This window comes from Qipengyuania psychrotolerans (assembly GCF_019711355.1).
GTDB lineage: Bacteria > Pseudomonadota > Alphaproteobacteria > Sphingomonadales > Sphingomonadaceae > Qipengyuania > Qipengyuania psychrotolerans.
This window is the reverse complement of sequence record NZ_CP081297.1, coordinates 2,389,347-2,405,830: the sequence shown is the minus strand read 5'-3', so window position 1 is coordinate 2,405,830 and position 16,484 is coordinate 2,389,347. Positions and strand designations below refer to the sequence as shown.

Below are 16,484 nucleotides of genomic sequence, written 5' to 3'. Positions count from 1 at the left end.
AAGCGCGGCATGGTTCGCATCATCAGAAATCTCGCCGTCCTGTTCGCGCTTGCGTGCAGCAGCATGGCGTCTGCAGCCGTCGAAATCACGTTCCACTCTTTCAATGGATCGGTTTTCGTGGGTCGGTATCCGCACGCCTTCATATCCATGGAAGGCACCCTGAAAGACGGCACGCAGATCAAAGAGAATTACGGGTTCTCCGCCAAGAAGGCGACAATCGCCGTGCTACGCGGCCCGGTCGAACACATCGTCATGACGGAGAAGGAAAAGTGGCTGGCCAAGACCAACCGGCATTTCACGCTGACCATGAATGATGAACAATATTGGAAAGTGCGCGGTCACGTCGCGGCATGGCGCGATGCGCCGGGCAGATACTATGATCTGGATACGCGCAACTGCATCCACTTCGTTGGCGAGATCGGGAAGATTCTTGGCCTGAAGGTTGAATATCCGGACGATATGCTGCGCAAACCCAAGAGCTGGTTGAACCACGTCTCGAAGCTGAACCCACGCCTAGATGCGCGGCAAGTCGACTAGTCTGCGAGCTGATTGCGCCGCTGCTCGCCGAGAATGCCCCAACCAGCCAGGAACAGGCCAACCACTAGCGGGCCGATAACGATCCCCGACAGGCCGACAAGGGCGATTCCGCCGAGCGTCGTGACCAGGATCAGCCAATCGGGAATTCCCGTATCGCGTCCTACCAAGATGGGGCGGAGGATGTTGTCGATCGTTCCGATCAGGGCGACGCCTGAAAAGATGACGGCCAGCCCCTCCCAGATCGCGCCAGTTGCGAGCAGATAGATAGCTGCCGGCACCCAGACGATTGCAGGTCCCACGGCCGGCAGCAGTGACGCGATCGCCATGATGACGCCAAACAGCAATACCGATGGCATTCCGACGATCCAGAACGTCAGTGCCCCGAGTGCGCCCTGAACCAGTCCGACAACGATGGATCCTTTGATTGTCGCCCTGACGATGCCGAGGAAACGCTCGGCCAGGCGTTCGGAAATCGAATGTTCGAATGGCAACGCGTCGAGGATACTTGCGCTGACTTGCTTGCCGTCGCGCAGCAGGAAGAAGCTGACGTAAAGGCCCACCGCAAACGCTAGGACATAACCGAATACGCTGCCACCGAAAGCGATGGCTTGCTGCGCTATGAGGCCGAGGCTGTCCTGCGCGAATTCCTGGGCGCGCTGTTGCAGTGCGCTGAGGTCGCCCCAGCCGCTTTCGACTAGCGAGGCCTGGATGTTGGCGGGAAGCGCGCTGAATATTTGCTCGAACCATTCCGCGACATCGATCTGTCCCTGCTGGAATGCGATGACCAGCCCCGCGGCTTCGTCGACCACTTCGCTACCGATCCAGAAAGCGGGCAGGATAACGGCCACGAAGATGACAAGCAGCGTCAATAGGGCGGCAACGGTATCGCTGCCGCGCACCCGCTGCAGGAACCAGCGCTTCAGTGGATGGAACATGATCGCAGCAAGGGCCGCCCACAGCACTGGCTGCAGGAACGGCATGACTACAATCAGGAGAGCCAGCGTGATGAGGCCAAGGAATAGCAGGAAACCTCCCTGCTCTATCGCCTTGCTGCGCGCTTGCTCCATCCGGTGCTTTCCCTGATCAGACGTCGAGGTTCGCGACGTTGAGTGCGTTCGCCTGAATGAATTCGCGGCGCGGTTCGACCACATCGCCCATCAGGCGCGTGAAGATCTCGTCCGTCACGTCAGCATCTTCGACCTTGACCTGCAACAGCGCGCGATTGTCCGGGTCCAGCGTGGTTTCCCAAAGCTGTTCGGCGTTCATTTCGCCCAAGCCCTTGTAACGCTGGATCTTCTGACCCTTGCGCCCGGCAGCCATGACGGCATCGAGAAGCTGCGTGGGCAGGGTGATTGCACTGTCGTCGGCAAAAGCTGGCGCATCGGCATCCGTTTCATCCGCGCTGTCGGGATCAATCGGCTCTTCTTCTCCGCTTTCACCCTTCAGGAGATGTACCGGCGCACCATACACTTCTGCGTGTTCGGATGCGATCCGGTGCAGTTTGCGGGCTTCGGCGCTGTCCATGAATGTGGCTTCGATTTCGTGGACGTCCGTGACGCCGCGCCAGACGCGGAAGAAGCGGACTACGCCGTCGTCGCCTTGCTCGGCTGACCACTTGGCCTCGGGATCACCCATGTGGAGGTGCTTTGCAGCACGTTCGAGACCTTCCTTGTGATCGGCATCGGGATTGAACGCCCCGGCAATCGCCATCGCTTCGATCAGGTCGAGCTTGTACTTGCGCGGCACGAAGGCCAGCAGGTTACGCATTCTCAGGCCATGTTCGACCAACTGGCCCATGCCGGTGGCCGGGATGCTGCCTTCCCTGGTTTCAAGGCGGTGGCCGGAAAGCCCCTGATCGATCAGGTAGCGGTCATAGGCTGCCTGGTCCTTCAGGTAGACTTCGCTCTTGCCGCGCGCCACCTTGTAGAGCGGCGGCTGCGCAATGAAGAGGTGCCCCGCCTTCACGATTTCCGGCATCTGCCGGTGGAAGAAAGTAAGCAACAGCGTGCGGATATGTGCGCCATCGACGTCGGCGTCAGTCATGATCACGATCTTGTGATAGCGCAGCTTTTCGAGGTTGAACTCATCGCGCAGGCCGGTGCCCATCGCCTGGATCAGCGTTCCGACTTCCTTGGACGAGATGATCCGGTCGAAACGCGCACGCTCGACGTTGAGGATCTTGCCCTTGAGCGGAAGGATCGCCTGGGTTTTCCGGTCGCGGCCCTGCTTGGCTGAGCCGCCTGCGGAATCGCCCTCGACCAGGAAGAGTTCGCAATTCTCGGGATTGCGGTCCTGGCAATCGGCCAGTTTACCCGGAAGCGAGGCGACGCTCATCGCGCCCTTGCGGCTCATCTCGCGGGCACGGCGTGCGGCTTCGCGGGCAGCGGCCGCATCGATGACCTTCTGGATGATCAGTTTCGCATCATTGGGATTTTCTTCGAGCCACTCGCTCATCTTCTCGCCCATCAGGCTTTCGAGCGGCTGTCGCACTTCGGAAGACACCAGCTTGTCCTTGGTCTGGCTGCCGAACTTGGGGTCGGGCAGCTTGACGGATACGATTGCGGTCAGGCCTTCGCGCATATCTTCGCCCGACAGCGTGACCTTTTCTTTCTTCATCAGGCCCGATGAAGTGGCGTAATTGTTGAGCGTGCGAGTCAGCGCGGCGCGGAATGCAGCCAGATGGGTGCCGCCATCGCGCTGCGGGATGTTGTTCGTGAAACACAGGACGTTTTCATAATAGCTGTCGTTCCACTCCAGCGCGACGTCGATGCCGATCCCTTCCTTTTCCGCGCTCACGGAAATGGGTTCAGGGACCAGCGCCTGCTTGTTGCGGTCAAGATACTTCACGAACGCCGCAATGCCGCCCTCGTAAAACAGGTCGTGTTCCAGCACTTCTTCCCGACGCTTGTCGCGCAGCAGGATGCGAACACCTGAATTCAGGAATGCCAGTTCGCGGTACCGATGTTCAAGCTTGTCGAAATCAAACTCGGTGACGTTCTTGAACGTGTCTTCGGACGCCATGAAAGTGACGCGCGTGCCCTTTTTCAGGCCATTGTCATCGCCGTTCGAGGCGACTGGCGGCGCATCGCCAGTGACGCGCAGGCTTTCGACTGCATTGCCATGTTCGAACCGCATCCAATGGGTCTGGCCGTCGCGCCAGATTTCCAGTTCGAGCCATTCGGACAGTGCGTTCACTACTGAAACGCCCACGCCGTGGAGGCCGCCAGAGACCTTGTAGGCGTTGTCGTCAGAGGTGTTTTCGAACTTACCGCCAGCGTGCAGCTGGGTCATGATGACCTCGGCTGCCGAGACGCCTTCTCCCTTGTGCATTCCCACGGGAATGCCGCGCCCGTTATCCTCGACCGAAACCGATCCATCGGCGTTAAGTTCGATCAGGACCAGATCGCAGTGTCCGGCCAGCGCTTCGTCGATGGCGTTGTCCGACACCTCGAAAACCATGTGATGCAGGCCCGATCCGTCATCGGTATCACCGATATACATGCCAGGCCGCTTGCGCACCGCATCCAGGCCCTTGAGGACCTTGATGGAATCAGCGCCATATTCGTTGGAATTGCGGGCTTGTTTGCCCATTTCGGGCGCGCCGTCAGAAGTGTTCTCGTTCATGCTGATTATATAGGCGCTGTGGGGCAGAAAACCAAAGTTTCCGTGACCTTTTTACCCACAGACAAAAGGCCGGACGGTTTCAACTGCAACCGGTTGATTTCATCGGCCGTAAGGCGCATTCGTGAGCCATGCTTTCTGTGCTCGACATCTTCCGGATCGGGATCGGCCCGTCGTCCTCTCATACCGTCGGTCCGATGCGGATCGGAGTGTTGTTCGTGCGGGCATTGGCCAAGGCGGGAAAGCTCGATCGCACGGCGCGTATCACGGTCGAATTGCAGGGCTCGCTGGCGCTTACCGGCATTGGGCATGGGACCATTGATGCGAGTATTCTCGGGCTGGCCGGGTTCGCGCCGGAACGCACTTGCCCTGACGAAGCTGCCGCAGCTTTGCGCGCAATCCGCGAGAGCCAGACGATCCTGCTTGGCGGCAAACGCGAAATTTCTTTCGACCAGCAGCGCGATATCGACCTTGCCGGCCACATTATCCCTGATCTGCACCCCAACGGGATGAAGCTGCAGGCGCTGGATGCGCAAGGCGAAGTGGTCCTGGAGCGTACCTATTACTCCACCGGCGGCGGCTTCGTGGCGTCTGAGGCGCAACTCAAGCGCAAGCCAAAGAACGATCGGATCGGGGCAGGAACACTTGCGCCATTCGATTTCGGGTCGGCAGAAGAACTGCTTGGAACCTGCAAGGCGACCGGAATGTCCATCGCGGACCTGGTCCTCGCCAACGAAGACGCCTTTCGACCGAGAGACAAGACGCTCGCCGGAATAGACAAGATTGCGAAGGCGATGGACCAATGCATCGACCGGGGACTGTCGCAGCGCGGTATCCTGCCGGGCGGATTGAAGGTCGAACGCCGGGCGCCGGACTTGTGGGACAAGCTTTCCGCCAATCCCCAATCAAACGAGCGTGAACAATTGTTCGACTGGCTCAACTGCTTTGCCATGGCGGTGAACGAGGAGAATGCGGCTGGCGGGCGGGTCGTTACCGCGCCCACCAACGGAGCGGCTGGCATAATTCCCGCGGTCATCCGGTTCTATTGCGTCACCGCAGACGAGGATCCGTGCAGCGATGCACGCCGGACCTTCCTGCTCACGGCTGGCGCAATCGGCCTGCTTTATAAACAGCGCGCGAGCATTTCGGGCGCGGAAATGGGCTGTCAGGGTGAAGTCGGCGTGGCTTGCTCGATGGCGGCGGGCGGCCTGGCGGCACTATGGGGCGCCAGTCCCGACCAGATCGCCAGCGCAGCGGAAATCGGGATGGAACACAATCTAGGCCTGACGTGCGATCCGGTAGGCGGGCTGGTCCAAGTGCCTTGCATCGAACGCAATGCCATCGGCGCGGTCAAGGCGGTGAACGCTGCACGTCTCGCGCTTCATCGCACCGGCGCCGAGGGCTGCGTCAGCCTGGATCAGGTGATCGAGACCATGCGCCAGACCGGGCTCGATATGTCGAGCAAATACAAGGAAACCAGCCAGGGCGGACTGGCGGTCAACGTCATCGAATGTTGATCTAGGCCGCGGCGCTGGCCTGGGCGTGTCCGGCAATCTCTCCGGCAATCTCGTCAACCAGTTCCAACGGCAGGTCATGGCCCCATCCGGGAATGGTCTTGAGCTTGGCGTTCGGAATACACTCAGCTGTATGACGTCCGCCGTCACACGGGACGAGCGGATCGTCTTCGCCATGTAGAACCAGCGTCGGCACGGAAATATCGCGCAGCATTTCGCTGCGATTACCGTCTGCGACAATGGCCGAGAGGTGGCGGGTCGGCCCTTCGGGATAGAAGCTGCGCCGAATACTGGTGCGCGCTCGGTCGCGGAGGCGGTCTTCGGGTGAAGGGTATCTGGGGGAACCGATAGTGCGGGCCAGCATAACGCCGTGATCGACCAAGGCATCTTCTTCGCTGCTTGCCGGGCGAGTGACGAGCGCCTTGAGCGCCTCTTTCTTCGCGGCGGGAAGCTTGGGGTCGCCGGTTGTCGAGAAAACCTGCGTGAATGACAGGCAGCGTTCGGGATGTTTCGCCGCCACGTGCTGTGCGATCATTCCGCCCATGCTGGCGCCGACGATGTGGGCTTTCTCGATCCCCAGCGCGTCGAGCAGTCCGATGCCGTCCGCGGCCATATCGGCCAGCGTATAGGGGACGCGCGGGGTGAGACCGATCTTGCTCATCAGGGTCATCTTGATCAGTCCGGGCGCTTTGACGCCATCGAACTTGTGGCTCAGGCCAATATCGCGGTTGTCATAGCGGATCACGCGGAAGCCGCGGCCGACCAAATCTTCGACGAGTTCATCGGGCCACAAGGTCAATTGCGCACCGAAACCCATGATCAGCAACATCGCCGGATCGGAGGCTTTGCCATGCTCTTCGTAGTGGATTTCAATTCCATTGGCGGTTGCTGCCGGCACGCGTCGCTCTCCCTGTGAAATGACTTCACTGTAGTGTGTGGACGCAAACCTGCACCCGTGTCCATCAGCAAACTTCACACTGGCGGTTGCCCCGGTCCAGGTTCGAATCGGCGGTCAGTCGCATTCATACAAGTCATTTCGCGGCTTTGTGGTATTACTCGCCGAGTACTGACTGGGGGTCATACCTTAAATGGAACGCCGTGATGCCGAACGCTTTGATGCTTCGGCCACAATAAAATTCAGAAGCGGCGCGAATAGCGGCACAGTCGAGTTGCGCGATATTTCCGTGGGCGGATGCCGCCTTGCCGATTTGCATGAAGACGTTGTGCAGGGTGACGACGTAACTCTCACTTTACTCGAAGGTATTGTAACGGGTGGTTTTGTTCATTGGCGAACCGAAGAATTGGCAGGCGTCAGTTTCGACCAGCCGATCGACGATACTACTCTGAACTATTTCCGTTTCGCCGCCGGGATCGTTGCTGCGGACGACATCAACGTCGACCAGTTTGGCCGTCCGCTGCCGCCGATCAACGGGCGCGCTGGCTCGCGCCGGAACTGATTACGGTACCAGCACGGTATCGCGGGCAACCGGATCGGTTTCCGGATAATCCAGGATAAAATGCAGCCCGCGGCTTTCGTGGCGTTTCAAGGCGCTGTTCACGATGAGGTCCGCGCAATCGAGCAGGTTGCGTAGCTCGATCAGGTCGGTTGTGACCCGGAAATGGCCGTAATAATCCTCGACCTCTTCACGCAGGAGGCGGATGCGGTGCGCGGCGCGCTCGAGCCGCTTGGTGGTGCGAACGATCCCGACATAATTCCACATGAACCGGCGAATTTCAGTCCAGTTTTGCTTGATGATGACCTCTTCATCGGAATCGGTGACGCGGCTTTCGTCCCACGGCAGGATTTCCGGCGGATCGTCCAGCTCGTCCCAGCAGGCGAGGATGTCGTCGGCCGCAGCTTCTCCAAAGACAAAGCATTCGAGCAGGCTGTTGGATGCCAGGCGATTGGCACCGTGCAAGCCGCTTTCGGTGCATTCGCCGGCGGCCCACAGCCCCGGTAGGTCCGTACGGGCATCGAGGCCGACTTTAACCCCGCCGCAGGTGTAATGCTGTGCAGGCACGACCGGGATCGGGTCCGTCGTCATGTCGATGCCAAGGCCCAGCAGTTTCTCGTGGATCGTGGGGAAATGTTCCTTCACGAATTCGGGCGGCTGGTGACTGATGTCGAGATGGACATAGTCGAGGCCGTGGCGCTTGATCTGGTCGTCATTGGCGCGGGCCACGATATCGCGCGGAGCCAGCTCCATCCGCTCGGCGTCGTATTTTTCCATGTAGCGTTCGCCGGTGGCGGGATTGAACAATCGCCCGCCTTCGCCGCGTACGGCTTCTGTAATGAGGAAGTTCTTGACCTCGAGATTATAGAGGCAGGTCGGGTGGAACTGCATCATCTCCATGTTGGAAACGCGTGCGCCTGCACGCCAAGCCATGGCAATGCCGTCACCCGTTGCGCCGCGCGGTGCAGTCGAGAACAGGTAAACGCGCCCTGCGCCGCCAGCGGCCATCACGGTTGCGCGGGCGAGGTGGGTGACCACTTTGCCGCTTTTCTCGTCGAGGGCATAAGCTCCCCAGACCCGGCCCGATCCAGAGTATTCCTTCTGGTTGCGGCCCGTTACCAGGTCGATGCAACTTTGACCCGGCAGCAAGGTGATGTTCGGGTTTTCCTCCGCCGCCTTCAGCAGGGCCGCCTGCACGGCCCAGCCGGTTGCATCGTCGACATGGACGATGCGGCGATGGGAATGTCCGCCTTCGCGGGTGAGATGAAGATCGCCTTCGGTGCGGTTGAACGGGACGCCCAGTTCGCACAGCCGGTCGATGGCCTTGGGTGCGCGCTCGATAACGAATTCGACTGTCTCGAGGTCGTTGAGCCCTGCGCCGGCCACCATCGTATCACGAATATGATCTTCGAAGGTGTCGCCTGCATCCAGGACAGCCGCGATACCGCCCTGCGCCCAGGCGGTCGATCCGCTGGTGAGCTTGCCCTTGGCGAGAACGAGCACTTTCTTGTGCTCCGCCAATTCAAGCGCTGCGGTAAGGCCGGCGGCGCCGGATCCGATGACGAGTACGTCGTGATTCATGCCCCGTCTCATGCCCATGCATTCGCCATGCGGCAAGAACAGAACGACTCGCCGAAAACAGGGTTAATCTTCGCGCCGGTCAGAGATATGCGCCGAATCGACAGGGGTCGGGCCAACGGAGGGTCGCAATAAAAATGAAAATGGGATTGCTCGCCTGTGCATTCGGGCGTCATCGGGTCGATGCGGATAAAGTCCGCCACATCCACGGAAGCAATGTAGGCCGCTGCCGGTGCTGTTCCACACCGATGGAGGAGGTCGAACCTCACACCTGGCAGGTGCAGCAAGTGCACGATGCAGGCTTGGGGCCGCGCAACTTCATCTGATGGCGGTTTAAATTCGAATAATGCTGCCGGCGCCTAACCCGCGCCGGTTAGCTGCACGAACACGTCTTCAAGATCCGCCTCGCGGGTGGTGACATCCTCGATGCCGTAGCCATGCGACTGCACGATCGCGAGCACTTGGCCCGCGCTTGTCTGGTCGCGGTTATACGTGATGTCCAAACGCCTTGGCTCGACGACTTCGGCCTTGAGAAAGGCCTCTTCCATCACCGGGCCTGCCAGGTCCTTGTCGACCGACACGGAGACTATCTTCTCGCGCGCCATGCCGATGAGGTCCTTGGTCGGCTTGTTGGCGATCAATTCGCCGTGGTTGATGATGGCGATCTGGTCGCACAGTTCCTCGGCTTCTTCGAGGTAATGCGTGGTCAGCACGACGGTCACGCCCTCGGCGTTCATTTCGCCCACCAGCTCCCATAATTGACGGCGCAGCTCGACATCGACGCCCGCAGTCGGCTCGTCCAGAACGAGGATCGGCGGTGAGTGGACCATCGCCTTGGCGATCAGCAGGCGGCGCTTCATTCCGCCCGAAAGCGAGCGAGCATATGCATTGCGCTTGTCGGACAAATGGACAGCGGCCAGCAGCTCCTCGCTGCGGCGATCTCGCTTGGGGATCCCGTAGAAGCCGCCCTGGTTTTCCAGCACCTCGAAGGGTGTAAAGAAGGGATCGAACACGATCTCCTGCGGCACGATCCCGATGGACCGCTTCGCATTGCGCGGGTTTTCGTCGATGTCGAAACCCCAGATATTCGCGCTTCCGCCGGTTTTGCGCACCAGTCCTGCCAGGATGTTGATGATGGTCGACTTGCCCGCGCCATTGGGGCCGAGAAGGCCGAACACGCCGCCTTGCGGAACATCGAAACTCACCCCCTTCAGGGCAAGCTTGCCTTCTTCGCCGGGACCGCTTGGGTCATAGCGTTTGACGAGGTTGTCGATGCGAATTGCCGGCGGTGTACTCATGCCAATGCCTCTAGGCGCTTGAGGCCTGCATAAAAACCCATTATCGCGCGCTCCATGAGCCTACCCCCTCCTGAAGTGTCCATGGTCACCACGCGCCGCGTGTGGTGCGACGGTGCAACCGACATCCGTAGCGGTGAAAATTACAAGCCGATCGCGCTTGGCCACCCCAAGGTTTATCTCGAGATCGACGAGCATGGCTATGTCGACTGCGGATACTGCGACCGGCGTTTCGTGCTCGAAGGCGGCCCCGCCGACGGGGTCGACCAGTCGACGCTGATGGATATTTCCGAAGGCGGCGATCCCGGACATCGCTGAGCTGCGCCGCTTAGCCCCTCGCTAATCGCGGGCGTCGTGCCTACATTGATGGCATGACAACAGCTCTCGATCCGCAAGCACTCATCTATGGCCACAAGCTCTCGCCCGACGAGGCGCAGGCGCTGACAAGGAAACTCCTGTCGTCCTGCGACGATGGCGAGCTTTACATGCAGTTCATCGCCTCCGAGGCGTTCGGCTTCGATGACGGCCGGTTGAAGACAGCGGACTACAGCCGCGACTCGGGCTTCGGCCTGCGCGGCGTATCCGGCGAAACGACCGGGTTTGCCCACGCGAACGAGATCAGCGGTGCTGCAATCATGCGCGCCGGCGAGACGCTGCAATTGCTGGATGCGACAAAGAGCCCGCTGGCTGCGCCGCCGGAGCGGACCAATCGCCACCTCTACACCGATGCCTGCCCGCTCGACCTCGTGCCGTTCGCGGAGAAGGTGGCGTTGCTGGAAAAGATCGACGCGGTGGCACGCGCTAAGGATCCGCGCGTCGCACAGGTTTCCGCAAGCCTGCTGGCCAATTGGAGCGTGGTCGAGATCGTCCGCCCCGATGGATACGTGGCGCGCGACATCCGCCCGCTGGTCCGGTTGAATATCCAGATCGTGGCCGAACAGAACGGACGCCGCGAAACCGGCTCATTCGGTCTTGGCGGGCGTTATCTTTATGACCAATTGTTCGATGAAGGCGCTTGGATGCGCGCTATCGACGAAGCTGTGAGGCAGGCATTGGTCAATCTCGACAGCGTTGCCGCCCCCGCTGGCGAAACAACCGTCCTGCTTGGCTCTGGCTGGCCCGGCATCCTGCTGCACGAAGCAGTTGGGCACGGCCTCGAAGGTGATTTCAACCGCAAGGGCACCAGCGCTTTCTCAGGCCGCGTCGGCGAACGGGTCGCCGTGCCCGGTGTGACCGTGATCGATGACGGCAGCATCGCGCAGCGACGCGGGTCGCTCAGCATCGATGACGAAGGCACGCCGACGCGTGAAACCGTGCTCATCGAAGACGGCATCCTCAAAGGCTATATGCAGGACCGGCTCAATGCGCGCCTCATGGGTGTGGAGCCGACCGGCAACGGTCGCCGTGAAAGTTACCAGCACGCACCGATGGTGCGCATGACCAACACTTTCATGCAGAGCGGTCAGGATGATCCGGACGAATTGCTGAGCCGGGTCGATGACGGCATCTACGCCACCAGCTTCGGCGGCGGACAGGTCGACATCACCAGCGGCAAGTTCGTCTTCGCCTGCACCGAGGCTTACAAGGTCGAGAAGGGCAAGATCGTCGCCCCGATCAAGGGCGCTACACTGATCGGTGACGGCCCAACTGTGCTTACGCGCCTCAAGGGTATCGGCAACGACATGGCGCTCGATGAAGGCATCGGCATGTGCGGCAAGGGCGGACAGAGCGTGCCGGCAGGCGTGGGTCAGCCAACCTTGCTGATCGATGGCCTGACAGTCGGCGGCACCGGATAATCGCAAACAGCGGGCGGCTCATCGCGGGTTCAGACGTATTGTGATACACAATTCCATTCTGAGGAGAATCTCCATGATGAAACGCTTCGCCCTCGCAACTGCCGCCCTCGGCCTTCTGGCCGCACCAATCGTCCATGCGGACGAACAGGTCGAAATGACCAAGGGTGAGAAGCGACTGTCCAAGATGATCGAAGGCCGCGTTGCCGGAAAGCCTGAAAGCTGCATCACCATGGTCGGATCGCGATCGCTTACGCGGATTAACGATACGGCCCTCGTTTACAAATCGGGCAACACGGTCTGGGTGAATTACACCAAGACACCCGATGCAATCGATAACCGAGATTACCTGGTGATCCGCAAGTTCAGCGGATCGCAGCTGTGCCGGACGGATAACATCACCTTGCGCGATCGGTTCTCCAACATGTTCAGCGGCATTATCTTCCTTGATGATTTCGTGCCTTACCGCCTGCCGGAAGGCGAAGGATAAGGTTCTTCGGGCAGTGACCGGAGAGGCGCGCGCGTGGGTCAGCAGCCTTTTGCGCACTTGGTTCGACGAGCTCTCCAGCTCAGACTGGTACAATTCTTCTCCCAAACTCGACCAGATGCTGCGAGACCGCTTCGGGGATGAGCTGGACCGCCAAGGCGGGAATCCGCCAGATGACCTCCTCGACGACCCCGAAACCGCGCTGGCGGGCATCTTGTTGTTCGACCAGATCCCGCGCAACATCCACCGCGGCACTGCCAAGGCCTTTGCGTGGGACGAGCAGGCCCGAGCGCTGACGAATGGCATGATCGAGCGTGGATGGCTCGATGATCTCGACAGTTCGCGGTGTCAGTTTGCGCTCATGCCGCTGATGCATAGCGAGCATTTGTCCGACCAGGATTTCTCGATCGAGATGTTTTCACAATACGCCCCCGGCGCGCTCGACTTTGCGAAATCGCACCGCGAGATGATTGCGCGGTTCGGCCGTTTCCCGCACCGCAATGAAGTCCTGGGCCGTGAGACGACCGAGGAAGAAGCCGCTGCCATCGCCGAAGGGTTTAGCTGGTAGAGGCCGCGTAATATTCGCAAAGATCGCTGACCGGGCATCGCTCGCACTTTGGCGCGCGCGAAGTGCAGACGCGTTTGCCGAATTGGATCAGCCAGAAGTGCCCGTCCCGCAATGCCCAATCCGGGCTGCGTTCCGCCAGTTGCTGCGCCGTCTTGTCGGCCGTCTTCGCGGCGGTGAGACCGATCCGATTGCAGACCCTGTGAACATGCGTGTCGACAGCAATCACGTCCTTGCCGAACGTGAAGCTGAGGACGATGTCGGCGCATTTGCGGCCAATGCCGGGCAGGCTCAACAGACCTTCGCGCGTGCTGGGAACAACGCCGCCGTGCTCCTCAAGCAAAGCCGAACAGAAGGCGCGGATATTGCGCGTTTTCATGTTGTAGAGGCCGCAGGGCTTGATCGCACTGGCGATCTGCTCGTCGTCCAGCGCCAGCATCTCCTCGGGCGTGGTCGCGAGCGCGAACAGTGCGCGGCTGGCCTTGGCAGTATTACGGTCGAGCGATTGCGCCGACAGCATGCACGAAATGCACGAGCGGAAGGCGTCCGGCTGGCCCTTTGGCCCCTTCGCGTCCGGCGTACGACCAGGCATCGCGTCTGCCAGGCGGCGATAGACTTCTTCGGTTTCGGAAAGCGACAGCATCGCCTCATCTAGCGGGTGGCGGCGCGCTTGGTTCCGGTCACGCATAGCGACTGGGCCGGGCAGCTCTCGCAGTCCGGTGCGGAGGGCCGGCACCATGTCTGGCCCAGCTTCTTCATCAGCAAGTGATGTTCGTCAAAATCCGCCGCGCTCCAATCCTGCGGCATGGCGGGCATTATCGCATCGAAAGCGCGGTCCGTATTCGCCTTGGGCGGGACGAGGCCCATGCGCTGAAGAATGCGCGCGTGATGGCTGTCCAGAACGATCGCGCGCCGGTCGAGCGTGCTGGCATTCATCACCCCGGCTGCGATCTTGCGCCCGATCCCGGGCAGCTGTTCAAGCCAGCGCATGGCCTCGCCGGTTTCCATTTCGGCAAGATGCGAGAGATCCACTGACCCGCGAAGTCTGACGAGCGCAGTCAGGCTCGCCTTGAGCCGCTCGGCAGCGATATTGGGATAGGTCTGGGTGACCAGTTCGGCCTGCAATTCATCCAGCGGAGCGTCGGCCACCGCCTCCCAAGAACCATAGCGCGATCTTATCCGTTCGGTCGCCTCGTTCGATACTTCGGATTTGGTGCGTGCACCAATCACGCCTTGCACCAGCACCCACTCCGGCAGCCGCCATTCCGCCGCTGCCCGCTCGATCCGACCGAAGCGCTGGACCAGCAGAGCCTGCAGGCGTTGTAGTGTTTCAGTGCGCGGATCGGGGCCTAGGGAGAGTTGAATCGTCTGCTCCATCTAGTGGAAGGCCCGGCCTACATCGTAAGCCGGGCCTCCTAACTACTGGCGTTTTCTAGCGGCGGAGCTGCCCGCGGATGGCACCGTTGGGATACTCCGCAGTGTGGACATTGACATAGAAGGCTTCCGGATTGCCGGCGATGCGGTCCTGTGTCCATTCCGAACCATCTGCGCAGCCCTTGTAACCGCCCTCATTGGCCTTGCGCAGTGTGAATACCGGCGGGCCATTGGTCCCGGCGGCACCCACGTGGATATGCGCGGCAGTAATCTGGCCAATATTCGAGATGTCATTCAGGTCCCAGCAGACCTGCCCGAATTCGTCGGAGATCGAGATTTCGGCTTTACCTGCCCCATCGGTGTCACCGCCGCCAACTTCCTGTGCGCCGGTCAAGGTCGCATAGTACGTTTCCGCAGTTTCTTCGGCGATAGTTTCTTCAAGCGTGGCGCAGCCCGCTAGGGCAACGCACCCAGCCAAGGTCGCAAGCATGGGAAGGTTCTGAATTTTCATGGTATTTCCTCTTGGTTTTTGATGCAAAATAGCATCCCACCTGGAGGATAAAGCGATGAGCTGCCGCTAGTGTTCCCCTGTCACTCCCACTCGATCGTGCCGGGCGGCTTGCTCGTATAGTCATAGACCACCCTGTTGATGCCTTGGACCTCGTTGACGATGCGCGTGGCGCAGCCGGTCAGGAAGCTGGCGTCGAAGGGATAGACATCGGCGGTCATGCCGTCGGTGCTGGTCACCGCGCGCAGGCCGCAAACGCTGTCATAGGTGCGGTGATCGCCCATCACGCCAACGGTCTTCACCGGCAACAGCACGGCAAAGGCCTGCCAGATCGCGTCGTAGAGGCCGGCCTTGCGGATCTCGTCGAGATAGATCGCGTCGGCCTTGCGCAGGATGTCGCAGCGTTCCTTGGTCACTTCGCCAGGGATGCGGATGGCAAGGCCGGGTCCGGGGAAGGGGTGACGGCCCACGAACATGTCGGGCAGGCCCAGCTCGCGGCCCAACTCGCGCACCTCGTCCTTGAACAGTTCGCGAAGCGGTTCGACCAGTTTCATGTTCATGCGTTCGGGCAGGCCGCCGACATTGTGGTGGCTCTTGATCGTGACCGAAGGTCCGCCAGTGAAACTGACGCTTTCGATCACGTCGGGATAAAGCGTGCCCTGGGCGAGGAAATCAGCACCGCCGACGTTCTTGGCCTCGGCATCGAACACGTCGATGAAGGTTTTGCCGATGAACTTGCGCTTGGCTTCGGGGTCGGTAACCCCGGCGAGGCCGTCCATGAACATCTCTTCGGCGTCCACCACGACAAGCGGGATGTTGTAGTGGTCGCGGAACATGGTTTCGACCTGTTCACGCTCGTTCTGACGCAGCAGGCCGTGATCGACGAAAACGCAGGTCAGCTGGTCGCCAATCGCTTCGTGGATGAGGATTGCGGCAACCGAACTGTCGACCCCGCCCGACAGGCCGCAGATGACCTTCTTGTCGCCCACCTGCTCGCGGATTTCGCGAACCTTGGTTTCGCGGTAGGCGGCCATGGTCCAGTCGCCGGCAAGCCCGCAGACATGGCGCACGAAATTGGCGATCAGCTTGCCGCCGTCCGGAGTGTGCACAACTTCAGGGTGGAACTGCGTGCCATAGAACTTGCGCTTTTCGTCAGCGATGACCGCGAAAGGTGCGCCGTCTGAAATGGCGACAATCTCGAAGCCGGGAGCAAACTTGGTGACCTTGTCGCCGTGGCTCATCCAGACCTGGTGGCGCTCGCCCTCTTTCCAGAGACCGTCGAACAGCGCGCATTCCTTGGTGACGGTGAGAAACGCGCGGCCGAACTCGCCGCCTTCGCCGGTTTCATGGCCCGGGCGAACTTCTCCGCCGAGCTGGTGACTCATCACCTGCTGGCCGTAGCAAATGCCGAGGATCGGGATGCCCGCCTCGAACAGCAGTTCCGGCGCGCGCGGACTGCCTTCCTCGGGAACGCCAGCGGGCGAACCGGACAGGATGATGCCCTTGGGCTTGAGGCGGTGAAACGCCTCTTCGGCCTGCGTGAAGGGCGCGATCTCGGAATAGACCCCTGCCTCGCGTACGCGGCGCGCGATCAGCTGGGTGACCTGGCTGCCGAAATCGACAATGAGGATGGAATCGGGAAGGTGCGTGTCGTCCATGCGCAAGCGGTTAGGGTTGCCCGCCCCCGGTGTCCAGATGGAGGCGGGCATCGCAACCTAAATTCCGCGCACTTCCTAGCCCGACCGCACGAGCCTGGAT

At 60.7% G+C, this 16,484-nt stretch carries 16 protein-coding genes; 7 read left to right on the top strand and 9 right to left on the bottom strand.

Annotation, left to right across the window (positions count from 1 at the left end):
* Positions 1–9: 9 nt before the first annotated feature.
* A complete protein-coding gene (locus K3166_RS11770) occupies positions 10–537 on the top strand; it encodes a hypothetical protein (protein WP_221422397.1) in 528 nt (175 codons plus the stop codon).
* On the opposite strand, the gene K3166_RS11765 is transcribed toward K3166_RS11770, so the two are convergent.
* Together K3166_RS11765 and gyrB are read right to left on the bottom strand one after the other, a co-directional pair.
* Positions 534–1,604, bottom strand: coding sequence for an AI-2E family transporter (locus K3166_RS11765; protein WP_221422396.1), 1,071 nt, complete (start codon positions 1,602–1,604; stop codon positions 534–536). The two genes, K3166_RS11770 and K3166_RS11765, sit on opposite strands and share 4 nt — an antisense overlap.
* A gap of 16 nt (positions 1,605–1,620) precedes the next feature.
* Positions 1,621–4,161 carry a DNA topoisomerase (ATP-hydrolyzing) subunit B gene (gyrB, locus tag K3166_RS11760; RefSeq protein WP_221422395.1) on the bottom strand — a complete coding sequence of 847 codons (2,541 nt, stop codon included), beginning with the start codon at positions 4,159–4,161 and terminating at the stop codon, positions 1,621–1,623.
* Positions 4,162–4,289: 128 nt separating this feature from the next.
* Here gyrB and K3166_RS11755 point away from each other — a divergent pair, with 128 nt between their 5' ends.
* The gene (locus K3166_RS11755; RefSeq protein WP_221422394.1) at positions 4,290–5,675 is read left to right on the top strand and encodes an L-serine ammonia-lyase; all 1,386 of its coding nucleotides are present in this window, start codon (positions 4,290–4,292) and stop codon (positions 5,673–5,675) included.
* A 1-nt stretch (position 5,676) separates the two neighbouring features.
* Here K3166_RS11755 and K3166_RS11750 read toward each other — a convergent pair whose 3' ends face one another.
* Entirely contained in the window at positions 5,677–6,570 is an 894-nt protein-coding gene (locus K3166_RS11750) for an alpha/beta fold hydrolase (RefSeq protein WP_247714640.1), read from the bottom strand.
* 190 nt (positions 6,571–6,760) lie between these two features.
* Between K3166_RS11750 and K3166_RS11745 the strand changes: the two genes are divergently transcribed.
* Positions 6,761–7,129 carry a PilZ domain-containing protein gene (locus tag K3166_RS11745; RefSeq protein ID WP_221422393.1) on the top strand — a complete coding sequence of 123 codons (369 nt, stop codon included), beginning with the start codon at positions 6,761–6,763 and terminating at the stop codon, positions 7,127–7,129.
* Here the strand turns inward: K3166_RS11745 and nadB are convergent, their stop codons facing one another.
* Together nadB and K3166_RS11735 are read right to left on the bottom strand one after the other, a co-directional pair.
* Positions 7,130–8,707 carry an L-aspartate oxidase gene (gene nadB / locus K3166_RS11740; protein WP_247714639.1) on the bottom strand — a complete coding sequence of 526 codons (1,578 nt, stop codon included), beginning with the start codon at positions 8,705–8,707 and terminating at the stop codon, positions 7,130–7,132.
* Between the two features lie 356 nt (positions 8,708–9,063).
* Positions 9,064–10,002: an ABC transporter ATP-binding protein gene (locus tag K3166_RS11735; protein ID WP_221422391.1), complete on the bottom strand. Its 939-nt coding sequence runs from the start codon at positions 10,000–10,002 to the stop codon at positions 9,064–9,066.
* Between the two features lie 54 nt (positions 10,003–10,056).
* Between K3166_RS11735 and K3166_RS11730 the strand changes: the two genes are divergently transcribed.
* The 4 genes from K3166_RS11730 to K3166_RS11715 all read left to right on the top strand — a co-directional run bounded on the left by K3166_RS11730 (position 10,057) and on the right by K3166_RS11715 (position 12,847).
* Entirely contained in the window at positions 10,057–10,317 is a 261-nt protein-coding gene (locus K3166_RS11730; protein ID WP_221422390.1) for a zinc-finger domain-containing protein, read from the top strand.
* A gap of 53 nt (positions 10,318–10,370) precedes the next feature.
* Positions 10,371–11,795, top strand: coding sequence for a metalloprotease TldD (gene tldD / locus K3166_RS11725; protein ID WP_221422389.1), 1,425 nt, complete (start codon positions 10,371–10,373; stop codon positions 11,793–11,795).
* Between the two features lie 73 nt (positions 11,796–11,868).
* Positions 11,869–12,282: a hypothetical protein gene (locus K3166_RS11720; protein WP_247714638.1), complete on the top strand. Its 414-nt coding sequence runs from the start codon at positions 11,869–11,871 to the stop codon at positions 12,280–12,282.
* 13 nt (positions 12,283–12,295) lie between these two features.
* Complete coding sequence (locus K3166_RS11715) at positions 12,296–12,847, top strand: DUF924 family protein (protein ID WP_221422388.1); 552 nt, start codon at positions 12,296–12,298, stop codon at positions 12,845–12,847.
* Here the strand turns inward: K3166_RS11715 and K3166_RS11710 are convergent.
* The 4 genes from K3166_RS11710 to guaA form a co-directional block, all read right to left on the bottom strand.
* A complete protein-coding gene (locus K3166_RS11710) occupies positions 12,837–13,532 on the bottom strand; it encodes an endonuclease III domain-containing protein (RefSeq protein WP_247714637.1) in 696 nt (231 codons plus the stop codon). The two genes, K3166_RS11715 and K3166_RS11710, sit on opposite strands and share 11 nt — an antisense overlap.
* On the bottom strand, positions 13,496–14,221 hold the full coding sequence (locus K3166_RS11705; RefSeq protein ID WP_247714636.1) for an endonuclease III domain-containing protein: 726 nt from the start codon (positions 14,219–14,221) through the stop codon (positions 13,496–13,498). The genes K3166_RS11710 and K3166_RS11705 overlap by 37 nt, the downstream gene beginning before the upstream one ends.
* A 55-nt stretch (positions 14,222–14,276) precedes the next feature.
* Positions 14,277–14,729, bottom strand: a complete 453-nt coding sequence (locus K3166_RS11700; RefSeq protein ID WP_221422387.1) for a CHRD domain-containing protein — start codon at positions 14,727–14,729, stop codon at positions 14,277–14,279.
* A gap of 80 nt (positions 14,730–14,809) precedes the next feature.
* Entirely contained in the window at positions 14,810–16,384 is a 1,575-nt protein-coding gene (guaA, locus tag K3166_RS11695) for a glutamine-hydrolyzing GMP synthase (protein ID WP_221422386.1), read from the bottom strand.
* Between the last annotated feature and the right edge of the window lie 100 nt (positions 16,385–16,484).

Coding starts and splice junctions, on each gene's coding strand:
- K3166_RS11770 (WP_221422397.1), top strand. CDS start 10: ATGGTTCGCATCATCAGAAATCTCGCCGTCCTGTTCGCGCTTGCGTGC.
- K3166_RS11765 (WP_221422396.1), bottom strand. CDS start 1,604: ATGGAGCAAGCGCGCAGCAAGGCGATAGAGCAGGGAGGTTTCCTGCTA.
- gyrB (WP_221422395.1), bottom strand. CDS start 4,161: ATGAACGAGAACACTTCTGACGGCGCGCCCGAAATGGGCAAACAAGCC.
- K3166_RS11755 (WP_221422394.1), top strand. CDS start 4,290: ATGCTTTCTGTGCTCGACATCTTCCGGATCGGGATCGGCCCGTCGTCC.
- K3166_RS11745 (WP_221422393.1), top strand. CDS start 6,761: ATGGAACGCCGTGATGCCGAACGCTTTGATGCTTCGGCCACAATAAAA.
- nadB (WP_247714639.1), bottom strand. CDS start 8,707: ATGAATCACGACGTACTCGTCATCGGATCCGGCGCCGCCGGCCTTACC.
- K3166_RS11735 (WP_221422391.1), bottom strand. CDS start 10,002: ATGAGTACACCGCCGGCAATTCGCATCGACAACCTCGTCAAACGCTAT.
- K3166_RS11730 (WP_221422390.1), top strand. CDS start 10,057: ATGAGCCTACCCCCTCCTGAAGTGTCCATGGTCACCACGCGCCGCGTG.
- tldD (WP_221422389.1), top strand. CDS start 10,371: ATGACAACAGCTCTCGATCCGCAAGCACTCATCTATGGCCACAAGCTC.
- K3166_RS11720 (WP_247714638.1), top strand. CDS start 11,869: ATGATGAAACGCTTCGCCCTCGCAACTGCCGCCCTCGGCCTTCTGGCC.
- K3166_RS11710 (WP_247714637.1), bottom strand. CDS start 13,532: ATGCGTGACCGGAACCAAGCGCGCCGCCACCCGCTAGATGAGGCGATG.
- K3166_RS11705 (WP_247714636.1), bottom strand. CDS start 14,221: ATGGAGCAGACGATTCAACTCTCCCTAGGCCCCGATCCGCGCACTGAA.
- K3166_RS11700 (WP_221422387.1), bottom strand. CDS start 14,729: ATGAAAATTCAGAACCTTCCCATGCTTGCGACCTTGGCTGGGTGCGTT.
- guaA (WP_221422386.1), bottom strand. CDS start 16,384: ATGGACGACACGCACCTTCCCGATTCCATCCTCATTGTCGATTTCGGC.